At 53.7% G+C, this 11,932-nt stretch carries 10 protein-coding genes; 6 read left to right on the top strand and 4 right to left on the bottom strand.

Annotation, left to right across the window (positions count from 1 at the left end; translation table 11 throughout):
* Nucleotides 1-54: 54 nt before the first annotated feature.
* From AZF00_RS04435 to bioB, 4 genes are all read right to left on the bottom strand, one after another.
* Nucleotides 55-993 (bottom strand): hypothetical protein, encoded by a 939-nt coding sequence (locus AZF00_RS04435; RefSeq protein ID WP_156474843.1) that lies wholly within the window; start codon nucleotides 991-993, stop codon nucleotides 55-57.
* Between the two features lie 520 nt (nucleotides 994-1,513).
* The gene (gene bioC, locus AZF00_RS19075) at nucleotides 1,514-3,094 is read right to left on the bottom strand and encodes a malonyl-ACP O-methyltransferase BioC (RefSeq protein WP_082793650.1); all 1,581 of its coding nucleotides are present in this window, start codon (nucleotides 3,092-3,094) and stop codon (nucleotides 1,514-1,516) included.
* A complete protein-coding gene (gene bioF, locus AZF00_RS04425; protein WP_062383226.1) occupies nucleotides 3,094-4,254 on the bottom strand; it encodes an 8-amino-7-oxononanoate synthase in 1,161 nt (386 codons plus the stop codon). Before bioF ends, bioC begins: the two co-directional genes overlap by 1 nt.
* Before the next feature lie 24 nt (nucleotides 4,255-4,278).
* Complete coding sequence (gene bioB / locus AZF00_RS04420; protein ID WP_008246241.1) at nucleotides 4,279-5,337, bottom strand: biotin synthase BioB; 1,059 nt, start codon at nucleotides 5,335-5,337, stop codon at nucleotides 4,279-4,281.
* A gap of 80 nt (nucleotides 5,338-5,417) precedes the next feature.
* On the opposite strand from bioB, the gene AZF00_RS04415 reads away from it, so the two are divergent.
* The 6 genes from AZF00_RS04415 (at nucleotide 5,418) to AZF00_RS04390 (ending at nucleotide 11,927) form a co-directional block, all read left to right on the top strand.
* Nucleotides 5,418-6,125, top strand: coding sequence for a ComF family protein (locus AZF00_RS04415; RefSeq protein WP_082793649.1), 708 nt, complete (start codon nucleotides 5,418-5,420; stop codon nucleotides 6,123-6,125).
* Nucleotides 6,126-6,211: 86 nt separating this feature from the next.
* Entirely contained in the window at nucleotides 6,212-6,916 is a 705-nt protein-coding gene (modB, locus tag AZF00_RS04410) for a molybdate ABC transporter permease subunit (RefSeq protein ID WP_062383220.1), read from the top strand.
* Entirely contained in the window at nucleotides 6,913-8,016 is a 1,104-nt protein-coding gene (gene modC / locus AZF00_RS04405) for a molybdenum ABC transporter ATP-binding protein (protein WP_062383218.1), read from the top strand. The genes modB and modC overlap by 4 nt, the downstream gene beginning before the upstream one ends.
* Nucleotides 8,013-9,002 (top strand): SrkA family protein kinase, encoded by a 990-nt coding sequence (locus AZF00_RS04400; protein ID WP_008246234.1) that lies wholly within the window; start codon nucleotides 8,013-8,015, stop codon nucleotides 9,000-9,002. Before modC ends, AZF00_RS04400 begins: the two co-directional genes overlap by 4 nt.
* 243 nt (nucleotides 9,003-9,245) lie before the next feature.
* A complete protein-coding gene (locus AZF00_RS04395; RefSeq protein ID WP_008246233.1) occupies nucleotides 9,246-9,704 on the top strand; it encodes a (2Fe-2S)-binding protein in 459 nt (152 codons plus the stop codon).
* Nucleotides 9,705-9,713: 9 nt separating this feature from the next.
* A complete protein-coding gene (locus AZF00_RS04390; protein ID WP_008246231.1) occupies nucleotides 9,714-11,927 on the top strand; it encodes a xanthine dehydrogenase family protein molybdopterin-binding subunit in 2,214 nt (737 codons plus the stop codon).
* Nucleotides 11,928-11,932 lie beyond the last annotated feature (5 nt).

Genomic DNA, 11,932 nt, shown 5'->3' with positions numbered 1-11,932 from the left:
ACACAAAAAAAAGGGCAGCTAAACGCTGCCCTTTTCAGTCACTAACGCTCGCGATTAAACCTGACCACCACTGCCGCCAGTACCACCAGTGCCGCCAGTGCCGCCAGTGGCACCACCAGAAGTTGGCTTCTGCGCAGTGCCGCCATTACCGCTAGGCTGAGCAGTTACGCCAGTTGTAGCACCAGGAGTATAGCTATTAGCCTGAGTTTTAATGCCTTGCGCCACGCTTGCAGGAACTGCAGTACCTGTAGCAATTTTAGTGCGCAAATCAGCTAGAACCGCCATGCTACCGCCATTAGTGGCAGCATATTTAGCGAAACCAGCCAAATATGTAGCCAGCTGACCCGCGACATTATTACCCAAATTAGTCGGGTTAGCAGTGTTAACAGGAGTAGACGCCTGCATCAGGTTCAACGCACCGCCGTTTGCCACCATACCAGGCGCGAAAAGACGTCCGATTTCGCCATAGCTAGCTTTAGCCGCTGCCGCAGTTCTGTTTGCCGCGCCAGCTGGCAAGCTGTCAAACAATGCAGTTGCAAGCTCAGTGAATGGGTTTACGCCGATTTTTCCGCCAACCTCTGCAATTGACTGGGCGTCAGGAATTACAGAACGCATTGGTTCAGTCTGCGGCTGAGTAGAGTTATCAGACTCATCAAAATAAGTCCCGCCTACACATGTAATAACAACTGGGTAATCATTTGCGCCGAAACCAGGAGTAACTGCCACCTGCACTTCACCATTCGCATCGGTTGTACCAGCAAAACCATTGGTATTCACTGCGGTTTTATAATTACAAGTTGCGCCGTTAATAGCACCCTTTGCAGCACCAAGACCGAAGCCAGTAGTACTTGGGTCAGAACTTTTGTCGTTGAAACACCCAGTCAGCGCTCCAGCTGCAACCATGCTGGCAGCAAACATAGTTAGCCGCATTTTTTCCGAGTTGATCATAGTAAAACTCCGTTTCTTCATTTTAGAACTAAATATTGCCAGCATCGACGCAAATCGCGCCAGACCCCCACCCAAATAACTGCCAGTAACCTGGCGTTACATATTATTTAACCGTACTACGAGTACTTAAGACCCTCTTGACGCGGCTAGCACATATTAAACCACGGGCACGAGACAAGTGCCCACCTCAGTCAAATATAACTATAGCCATCAACAAGACGGTACCGTCTTTAGCAAAGTCACTTTATCCTAGCAATTAATGCATCATAATTTAAATATATTCTTGTTAAAGAATTACTATTTACGCATTAAAATTGCCGTTTAATTGATGCAAGCTCTGCGCCACGAACAATGAATAAAAGTGAACGGCCGCTAAGCAGCGATAAAAACCGCCTGCAAAGCCTTAATTCAGCCCAACTACCCTTGCTTTAAACCAAATTTTTATTACTTTGAACTATGTCCGTCTTTTTAATACTGCTTAACATAGCTCAATGATGCCTTTTTTGCACTATCCAAAGGCTGTTGCCCCAAAATATACCAAGAAGCTCCCTACAATAAGGCAGTTTTACCGGCTTTTACTAAGTTTTAAATACCAAAGCTGGTAGCTCGCGGGCAACTTTAGCTCGGCACCGCGATAAACTTCGTACTGCTGCGTGAGCGCTTGCAAGCGCTGCCGCCCCGTCAAGCCACTCGGCCGCCCGCCGTTGACATTATGGGCACCAATACTCTTTAACTCCCGGGTCAGTTCAGACAAGCGGTCGTAGTACATGACCTCAACGACCTCTTCCCAAGCTTCAATGGCTAGGCTTGAGCCGGATATCGCCGCCGCTAAATCGTCCCGCTCAGCGAATTGATTGACATGTACAAAGCCGTCAACTCGGCGCCAAGCACTGCGCAGCTCATGAAGCGTATTTGGCCCCAGAGTAGCGATGACCGCAGAGCCACCTGGCTGCAAAACCCGCTCTATCTCAAACATCAGTCCCGCTAAGTTCTCGCACCACTGCAGGGCCAGACTTGAAAAAATAGTCGCCACGCTGTTATCTGCTAAGGGCAAGTCTTCAGCATCGCCACACACAAAATAATTTGCAATATTTGGATATTGCTCAGCGGCATGCCCCACCATACCCGCCGCCAAATCTAAGGCTAACAGCGGCTCTGCGCCTATACGAGCCTGCAAAGCTGGCAGGCTATATCCGGTTCCGCAGCCAAGATCCAGCACTGGCCCGGCGATCTCTTGTGGCAAATAGGCGATCAAGCGATCTGCAACACGACGCTGCAGTAGCGCGGCGCCATCATAGCTATGGGCGGCGCGACTAAACGAGCGACCAATATCCGATTTATTCAGCTGCGCTGGCTTATCCGTTGCGACATAGCCCCAATTACGGCAATAAGACAGCAACAAAGAACTAAGTTCCCCTGCGTCAGCTAAAAATAATATATGCCCCCGGTCCGCAAGCTGCTGGCTACTGTGCTGGGGATAGCGCTCAGCAAAAATGTCGGCTGCAGCGCTAGGCACTAGCGCGTCCTCCCCACCAAAGAGATAAAGACAGGGGCAGGCCAAGTCAGCCAGCGCTTGCCGATTATCCAGTGATTGCAAGCAAGCCAATCCCAGAGACAAATTTTCTTGTGAAGGCGCTATCGCAAGACCCTGAAGCTCCGCACGAACTTCTTTTGCATGGCAATCGCCATGTAATTGCAATAACTCAAAGCGACGTAAGCTGGCACGAGGATTAGCAGCAACCAGAGCAGAAAAGGCATCAAAGTCTTGCTTTGCCATTGCCGCGGGCCAATCAGCGTCAGCGACAAACACCGCATTACTCGCCACACAGATCAGCGCCTGCACCCGATCGGGGAAACGCGCCGCCAATCGCGTTGCCAGCATGCCCCCCAAAGACCAGCCACAATAAATAGCACTTGCTGGGACTAACGGCAAAATTGCGTCAATATAATGATCTGGATCGCTGCTCGCCATCACCTTAGCGCTGCGTCCGCAGCCGGGCAGATCAATGAGGGTAATGTGGAAGTCGCGGCGCAGCGCAGCCAATAAGGGCCGCCAAATAGATGAATCACTGGCCCAGCCATGCAGTAAAACCAGTTCCGCCGCATCCTTTCGGTAGGCCGCCAAGTGCTCGCGATAAATAGCCATTAAATAGCCAGCGCCTCAACAAGCGCCGCCAACAAGCAATCAATGTCCGCTTTGCTGTGCCCTGCCGACAGGGTAATTCGCAGACGCGAGCTGCCTACCGGCACCGTAGGTGGGCGTATCGCAGAAACCAGTATACCGCGCTGCTCTAATGCGCTGCTGAGCGCCATTGCAGCGATTTCGTCGCCTATCAGCAGGGGCTGAATAGCGGTATTTGATGCCATCACCGGCAGCGCCAGCGCGATGGCCTTATCACGAAAATAGCGAATCAACTCTTGCAAATGACTGCGCCGCCAAGGCTCATCAACCAGCAAGTCCAAAGCTGCAATAGTGGCCGCAGCGACCGCCGGCGGCATCGCAGTGGTGTAAATATAGGGGCGCGCAAATTGGATAAGCGATTCTATTAGCTCATCACTTCCCGCCACAAAGGCACCAAAACTACCAAGTCCCTTGCCCAAGGTGCCCATAAGCACCGGCAATTGCTGCTGATCGAGGTCAAAAAATTCAGCGCTACCTGCGCCATTTTCACCCAGCACACCAAAGCCATGGGCATCATCGGCCATTAGCCAGGCATCGTATTTGTGCGCCAATGCAGCCAGCGCTGGCAACGGCGCCATGTCGCCATCCATACTGAATACCGCATCGACCACTATTAAACGGTTGCCATCCGCAGGCAGTTTTTGCAATCGGCGTTCGAGGTCAGCCATATCATTGTGCTGAAAACGCTGAAAACGCGCGCCACTGAGCAAGCCCGCATCTAGGAGCGAGGCATGATTGAGGCGATCTTCAAGGATATGATCGCCCTTTCCCATTAAGGCCGTAACCGTGCCGAGATTCGCCATGTAACCCGTGGAGAATAATAACGCGCGCTCACGCCCCGTGATTTTAGCCAAGCGCTCTTCAAGCTGATGGTGCAGCTCAGAATGGCCACAGACCAAATGGGAGGCGCCACCACCCACACCGAACTGAGCGGCGGTGTCCTGCATTGCGGCAATTAATTTAGGATGGTTTGCCAAGCCTAGGTAGTCGTTGCTGCAAAATTGCAGCAAATCACGGCCGTCAACTTGCAGCCGCGGCCCTTGAGCAGACTCTAGCACTCGACGACGTCGGTAGCGGGATTGGTGTCGGCGCTCGGCGAGGCGGCGCTGCAAGACCTCATTCATCACAATGAATTACAGCGCCGACAATTAAGCGGTAGCGTCGTAGAAAAATCGATCATTCTCGACTTGTTGCACGGCGCCCAGCAGGGCCTCGCTTTGCGCATCATCGTCGTGTTCAACATGACGCTCTTCAGGCTTAATGCCAAGACGACCAAACAACTCTAGGTCTTTATTTGCTTTGGGGTTGGGCGTGGTGAGTAGTTTTTCACCATAGAATATCGAGTTAGCACCGGCAAAATACGCCAAGGCATGCATTTCCTCATTCATGGATTCGCGACCAGCAGACAGGCGAACATGGGATTTTGGCATCATAATCCGCGCCACCGCGATAGTGCGGATAAAATCGAAGGGATCGAGATCGGCCACATCGGCCATTGGCGTGCCTTCTACTTTCACTAGCATGTTAATGGGTACACTTTCTGGCTGCACCGGCAAATTAGCTAATTGCAGCAACAAACCCGCACGGTCTTTGATGGACTCGCCCATACCAACAATGCCGCCACTACACACTTTGATGCCAGCATCACGGACATTAGACAAGGTGCCGAGGCGATCTTGGTAGGTGCGCGTAGTAATAATCTCACCGTAGAATTCGGGCGAGGTGTCCAAATTGTGGTTGTAATAATCTAATCCGGCTTCTGCCAATTCGGCCGCCTGGTCCCCGGTTAACATACCCAAGGTCATACAGGTTTCTAAACCCATTTCCTTTACGCCCTTCACCATCGCAGTGACGTAAGGCATGTCTTTTTTCTTGGGCGAACGCCATGCGGCCCCCATGCAAAAGCGGGTTGTGCCCGAAGCTTTGGCAGCCCGAGCCTCGGCCAAAACTTTCTCAACTTCCATCAATTTTTCAGCTTCAAGCCCGGTGTCGTAGCGATTACTTTGCGGGCAATATTTACAATCTTCTGGACAGGCGCCCGTTTTAATCGACAATAAGGTGCTGACCTGAACTGCATTGGGATCAAAGTTAGCGCGGTGCACAGTTTGCGCCTGAAACAACAGATCATTAAAAGGCTGGGCAAATAAGGCCTGAACTTCCTGGCTAGTCCAATCTGTGCGAATTACCGTGGGCGCGAGTGCTGTCATCTTAAAGTCCAGTTTAGGCAAGATCATAAAGCCTACTATGATAAAGGCTTAATGCAAGCTGTCAACCTGCAAGGATGCACATGGTTAACAGATTTTATAAAACGCTGATTTACAATGCTTTTAGCGGCATGTGCGTGCTTTGTGGTGACGCTAGTTTTAGGCAAATTGACCTTTGCCGAGACTGTGAAGCCGACCTACCCTGGCTAGAAAGCCACTGCGCCCGCTGCGCGCTGCCGCTTGCAAGCCATGAGAAGTACAGCGAATGTGGTCGCTGCATCAGCAAGCCACCGGCCTTTTCCCAATGCCTAAGCGCACTGCGTTATGATTTTCCGGTAGATCGCCTGATTGCAGGATTTAAACACCGCGGCAAACTTAGCTATGGCTCAGTGTTAGCCCAGCTATGGCTTAACACAGTCGGCGGAGACATCGACACAGTGCCCGATCTCCTCGTTCCCGTTCCCATCCATTGGCGGCGGCGCTGGCAGCGCGGTTTCAATCAAGCCACGGTGCTCGCCAACCACTGGAGCCAGGCTTTAGATATTCCAGTTTGTCACGCGCTTACCCACCCCCGCGCCACCCCACCCCAACAAGCCCTCAACGCAGCGATGCGCCAAAAAAATATCAAACAGGCCTTCGCATTTATTCCTCAAAGCCCAATCCGCGGCAAGCATGTCGCGGTGATCGACGACGTAGTGACGACAACCGCGACAGCTAATACCGTGGCCGCTATACTGGCGCGCAACGGCGCACGGCAGATTGATATCTGGTGTCTAGCCAGAACACCCTGACCCATTAATTTAGATAGGAGGCGACAAATGCACCACAAGCAGCACCGCCGCCTTTTAGCCCGGCATTACGCTACAGGCTGGCCAGCATGAGCGACCACGATTGGCTGGCTATTTTCCTGACACTAAAACTGGCGGGACTCACCACCCTAATCCTGCTGGTCATCGCCACACCTCTGGCCTGGTGGATGGCGAATACGCCATGGCGCGGCAAGCCCGTTATTGAAGCCCTTGTCGCACTGCCACTGGTATTACCGCCAACGGTTTTAGGCTTTTATTTACTCATCGCTTTTGCACCCAGCTCACCGATTGCCCAGTTTTGGCTTAGCTTAACCGGCGAAAATCTCGCGTTTAGCTTCAGCGCCCTGGTCATTGCTTCAGTGCTGTATTCGCTACCCTTTGTGGTGCAGCCACTGCAAAGTGGTTTTCAGCAAGTCCCCAAAGCCCTATTGGAAACCGCCGCGAGCTTGGGCGCCGCCCGCCTCGACCGCTTTATTAGTATTGTTGTGCCCCTGTGCCGCAGCAACTTCTTGGTTGCTATTACCTTGGGTTTTGCCCATACCGTGGGCGAATTTGGCGTAGTGCTAATGATTGGCGGCAATATCCCAGGTCGCACCCAGGTGCTGTCTATCGCACTCTACGACCGCGTTGAATCCCTGCAATATGGCGCCGCCCACTGGCTAGCCGGTGGCCTCATCGCCTTCTCCTTTATTGTCCTTTGCTGGGTATACCGTTTAAACCGCTATCGCGGCCTTGAGCTGGGTAACCGCCATTTGCCCAAGGCACGGGCATGAGCTTACTGCTATCACTACACTTGCAGCGCGGCGACTTCCGGCTGGATATTGACACCGCCTTGCCAAGCACCGGCATTACCGCTATTTGCGGCCCCAGCGGCAGCGGCAAAACGAGCTTGCTACGCTGCATCGCCGGATTGGATCGCGCGCCCGACGGCATGGTGCAATTTTTAGGCAGTGACTGGCAAAGCCAAGGGCTATTCCTACAATGTGAAAAGCGTGGAGTAGGGCTGGTTTTCCAAGATGCCCAATTATTCCCACACCTCAACGTTGCGGCGAATCTAGGCTACGCCGAAAGACGGCAATTTCGTTCAGCCGGGCCAAGTGTTGAGGAAGTCTGCAATTGGCTGCAAATTACTGCGCTGCTAAATCGCGATGTTAACAAGCTCTCGGGCGGCGAGCGCAAACGAGTCGCTATTGCCCGCGCTCTTTTGCGTCATCCACAATTACTGCTAATGGATGAACCTTTGTCAGGGCTGCACGACGCCGCCAGAGACGAAATGATGGACGTACTACAGCGGCTGCCCCAGCACTTAAGCTTGCCGATTATCTACGTTAGCCATAGCTTCCATGAAGTCAGCCGCCTCGCCGATCACGTGGTATTACTAGAAAACGGACAGCTCATTGCCGAAGGTGACCTGGTCGAGCTCAGCAGTCGCCTCGACCTACCCCTTAGCCGTCAGCAAAATGCGGGCGCGGTACTTAACGCCACGCTTCTTGGCCATGACCATGAATACCAGTTAAGCACCTTGCAACTCACTACGGACCATCAACTCAGCATTAATCAAATATCCGCTGCACCGGGCCAGCAGCTCAGGCTTTTTGTTGCGGCCAGAGACATCAGTATCAGCCTTGAAGCGCCGACCCAAAGTAGCATTTTAAATAGCTTAAGATGCACCATAGACACCATTGACGGCGATATCGCCCGGAATAAAGCCATGAACCCCCAAGTCACTGTACGCCTAAGTGTCGGCGATCAGTATTTACTGGCTCGCATCACCCGCAAATCCCGCGACCGCCTAGCCTTACACGCTGGTCAGGAAGTATTTGCGCAAATCAAAACTGTCGCCCTCGTCAATGAAACTGGAGTCGCATCATGAGCGAGAACGAACAGCAGGATTTTGCAGAACTTAACCCCGATCGGGTTATCGACGCCGTTGAAAGCCTTGGATTCATCAGCGATCTGCGGGTATTTGCTTTAAACAGCTACGAAAATCGCGTATACCAATTTGGCCTGGAAGACAAAGAACCCCTCGTCGTGAAGTTTTACCGCCCAGAGCGCTGGAGCGACGAACAAATTTTAGAGGAACACCAATTTACACAGCAACTTTTTGACACTGACATTCCGGTCATTGCCCCGTGGCGCGACGAAAAGGGTAGCAGCTTGTTCAGCTTTGAGGGTTACCGCTTCGCGCTCTACCCCCGTCGCGGCGGCCACGCCCCAGCTCTCGACGATATGGACAACCTCTTCCAGCTTGGCCGATTGATAGGCCGACTTCACCTCGTTGGTGCCAGCACGCCTTTTCAGTATCGACCAACGCTAGACACGGCAAGCTTCGGTGACGATAGCCGCAGTTTTATTCTCGACGGGGTGATTCCCGCCAGCCTAGGTGACGCCTATGCCAGCCTCAGCGCCGACCTCCTCAAACTCGTTCACCAGCGCTTTGCCGATATTACGCCCAGCTATATTCGCACCCACGGCGACGGTCATGTCGGCAACATTTTGTCCCGCAATGGCGAAACCTGGCTGGTCGATTTTGACGACAGCCGTATGGCCCCCGCAATACAGGATTTGTGGATGTTCCTCTCCGGCGAACCCGACGCCCAGCAGCGCGCCATTATGGAGTTGGTAGAGGGCTACAACGAATTTTACGACTTTAACCCCAAAGAACTTGGCCTTATCGAGGCCCTGCGCAGCCTGCGCATTATGCATCACGCGGCGTGGCTTGCGCGGCGCTGGCAAGACCCAGCCTTTCCAAAAGCCTTTCCCTGGTTTAATACTGAGCGTTACTGGGGCGAGCATATCCTGCAATTGCGAGAGCAATTAGCCTTGATGCAAGAAGCGCCTCTGCGTTTGCCCTACTAGGCGATGAGAGAAAATAAAAACAAACCGCCATCACAATGATCCAACCGCAGTGTTTACACGTACAACATTCACTGCTACTTTCGGCAGCACTACTAGGTGCTGCCGTTAGACCACAGGAAAATAAAATTAAGCGCCGCCAAAACAGCTTTCCGATGCTACTCGGCTAGCCCGCCCGTTGTTCCGGCGGCGCTGAGCTCGTGGTGAGTTCAAACCGGCTTAGCAGACAAGTGCAGGAGTTAACGCATGCTAACAATTCAAGTGAACGGTGTTTCCCACACCGTCGATGCCCCCGAAGACAAACCCTTGCTATGGGTGTTGCGTGAAAATCTCAAATTGACTGGCAGCAAGTACGGCTGCGGCCAAGCCCTGTGCGGCGCTTGCACTGTGCATATCGACGGCCAGCCCACCCGCGCCTGCGTTATGCCCGTTGGCGCCGTGGGCAATAAAGCGGTACGCACCGTTGAAGACATTCGCAACGAACACATCGGCAGTCTCGTGCAAGACGCCTGGCGGGAATTGAACGTACCCCAATGCGGCTACTGCCAATCGGGCCAAATTATGGCCGCAACGGCGCTACTGAAAAGTAATTCAGCGCCGAGCGACCAAGATATAGACCGCGCCATGTCAGGCAACATCTGCCGCTGCGGCACCTATCCACGCATTCGCAAGGCGATTCACAAAATCGCCAGCGAACAACTGTAGGAGCAGCCCATGACGCACTCTGGTTTTAGTCGACGAGATTTTATTCGTGTCAGCGTTATGGCCGGCGGCGGCTTGCTGGTTGCCTGCGGAGGTGGCTCGTCTGGCAGTCGCCCAACAACGCCACCCAGCAACAATAACGGCACGCCAACACCCACCCCCGCTGAAGAGTTTATTCTGGGTGAGTTTATGCGCATAGGCACCGATAACCGCATAACGGTGCTGGTCGGTGCAACGGAAATCGGTCAGGGCGCCCTCACCGCGATCCCGATGATTGTCGCCGAAGAATTAGATGCCGACTGGAGCCTGGTCAGCGCCGAACAATCACCGGTCGCGGCCAATTTTAACAATCCCTACTTCCAAAACTTACTGCAATTTACCGTGGCCAGCTCAGCAATCCGTGGCTATTTCGATGCTCAACGCAGTGTCGGCGCCGCAATTCGGCAAATGCTGATTAACGCCGCCGCCAAACTGTGGGGCGTTAATGCCAGTAGCCTGCGCACTGAGGCCAGCTACGTCATCGACGATATCGGCGGTCGCAGCGCGAGCTACGGCGAGCTGTCCAGCGCCGCCGCCAACGAGAGTGTGCCAAGTAATCCGCCCCTTAAAGACCCGGCCAGCTATCGAATTATTGGCACCTCGCCCCAGCGCACCGACGCCAGCGCCAAAACTGACGGCAGTTTTAAATACGGCATGGATGTCGACATCCCCGGCATGCTTACGGCCCTGATTGCCCGGCCACCCCGTTTTAACGGCCAAGCCCTAAGTGTCGATGACAACGCCGCGCTTGCGGTGCCTGGCGTGCGCAGCGTGCACACCATACCCGGCGGTGTCGCGGTAGTCGCCGACGATTTTTGGGCTGCCCAACAAGGGCGTAAAGCGCTGCAAGTCAGCTGGAATGAGCTACTCGCTGGCCGCACCGACTCCGCCAGTCAGCGCAATGATTACAATCTACGTCTTAATTTGCCGGGCCTACCCATTCGCAGCGACGGCTCAACACTACTGGCGCAACTCCAAGCCAGCGAGACCCTGAGTGCCGACTACTACTTTCCTTTTATGGCACACGCGGCCATGGAGCCACTGAATGTGGTGGTAGACTACGACGGCAGTAGCGCAGAAATCTGGACCGGAACCCAGTCCGCCACCCTCGACAAAATTTTTGCAGGCGTCGTGTTAGGTCTCCTACCCGATCAAATCAATTTCCATATGATGCCCGCTGGCGGCGGCTTTGGTCGACGCGGCAACCCGCTGGCCGATTTTGTCCGCGACGCCTGCTTTGTTGCCAAAGCCCTACAACAGCCAGTGAAAGTCATCTGGACTCGAGAAGATGACATGAAAGGCGGCTATTACCGCCCTGCGGCATCCGTGCGGGTGTCAGCGTCATTAAACAGTGCCGATGAAATAACCGCATGGACTCACCGCGCGGTAACCCAAGATGTCACGGCATCGCTGTATGTCGAAAATGCGCTCGATGCACTGCATGACATGGAGTTACCTCCGCTCGCCGAGCTGACCGATTTCGAAACCGGTATGCCGTATAAAATCGACAATGTGTTGATGGATGCACATCTGACCGTACTCCCCACAATGCCTTCGCTGTGGATGCGCTCAGTCAATAAATTCTCCGACGTTTTTGCCCAAGAGACGTTTATTGACGAACTAGCCCTGCGGGTCAGGCAAAACCCATATACATTCCGGCGCCAATTACTCAGCGAAAAGCCCCGTCACCGCGCCGTGCTCGACGCAGTAAGCCAAGCAGCAAACTGGGGGCGAAGCACCTCCGGCGTGAGCCAGGGCATTGCGGTTATGGGCCACTGGAATAGCTTTATTGCCCAAGTCGTCGAGGTGTCGGTGTCTGCTAACCGCGAGCTAACCGTGCACAGAGTGGTCAGCGCCGTCGATTGCGGCACAGCCGTCAACCCCGACCTTGTTATCGCCCAAGTCGAGTCCGCAGTCATTTTTGCGCTGTCTAGCGTGCTTTTCGGTGAGATTTTACTCGAAGACGGCGTGGTGCAGCAGAGCAACTTCGATGACTACCCAGTATTGCGTATGCACCAAACGCCGATCATTGAAACGGTGATTGTGAATAGCGGTAATTCTGTTGGTGGTGTGGGTGAAATTGGTGTGCCCTGTGTTGGTCCGGCCCTAGCCAATGCCATTTTCGCCGCCACCGGTGAACGCATCCGCGAATTACCGCTAAGCCGCCTCAATTTTATTATCGCGTGATCTCG

Source organism: Zhongshania aliphaticivorans (assembly GCF_001586255.1).
Lineage (GTDB): Bacteria > Pseudomonadota > Gammaproteobacteria > Pseudomonadales > Spongiibacteraceae > Spongiibacter > Spongiibacter aliphaticivorans.
This window is presented reverse-complemented; position numbering and strand designations above follow the sequence as displayed.

Bases quoted from the DNA above. Each gene is read 5' to 3' on its own strand.
- AZF00_RS04435 (WP_156474843.1), bottom strand. From the start codon at position 993: ATGCTGGCAATATTTAGTTCTAAAATGAAGAAACGGAGTTTTACTATG.
- bioC (WP_082793650.1), bottom strand. From the start codon at position 3,094: ATGGCTATTTATCGCGAGCACTTGGCGGCCTACCGAAAGGATGCGGCG.
- bioF (WP_062383226.1), bottom strand. From the start codon at position 4,254: ATGAATGAGGTCTTGCAGCGCCGCCTCGCCGAGCGCCGACACCAATCC.
- bioB (WP_008246241.1), bottom strand. From the start codon at position 5,337: ATGACAGCACTCGCGCCCACGGTAATTCGCACAGATTGGACTAGCCAG.
- AZF00_RS04415 (WP_082793649.1), top strand. From the start codon at position 5,418: ATGGTTAACAGATTTTATAAAACGCTGATTTACAATGCTTTTAGCGGC.
- modB (WP_062383220.1), top strand. From the start codon at position 6,212: ATGAGCGACCACGATTGGCTGGCTATTTTCCTGACACTAAAACTGGCG.
- modC (WP_062383218.1), top strand. From the start codon at position 6,913: ATGAGCTTACTGCTATCACTACACTTGCAGCGCGGCGACTTCCGGCTG.
- AZF00_RS04400 (WP_008246234.1), top strand. From the start codon at position 8,013: ATGAGCGAGAACGAACAGCAGGATTTTGCAGAACTTAACCCCGATCGG.
- AZF00_RS04395 (WP_008246233.1), top strand. From the start codon at position 9,246: ATGCTAACAATTCAAGTGAACGGTGTTTCCCACACCGTCGATGCCCCC.
- AZF00_RS04390 (WP_008246231.1), top strand. From the start codon at position 9,714: ATGACGCACTCTGGTTTTAGTCGACGAGATTTTATTCGTGTCAGCGTT.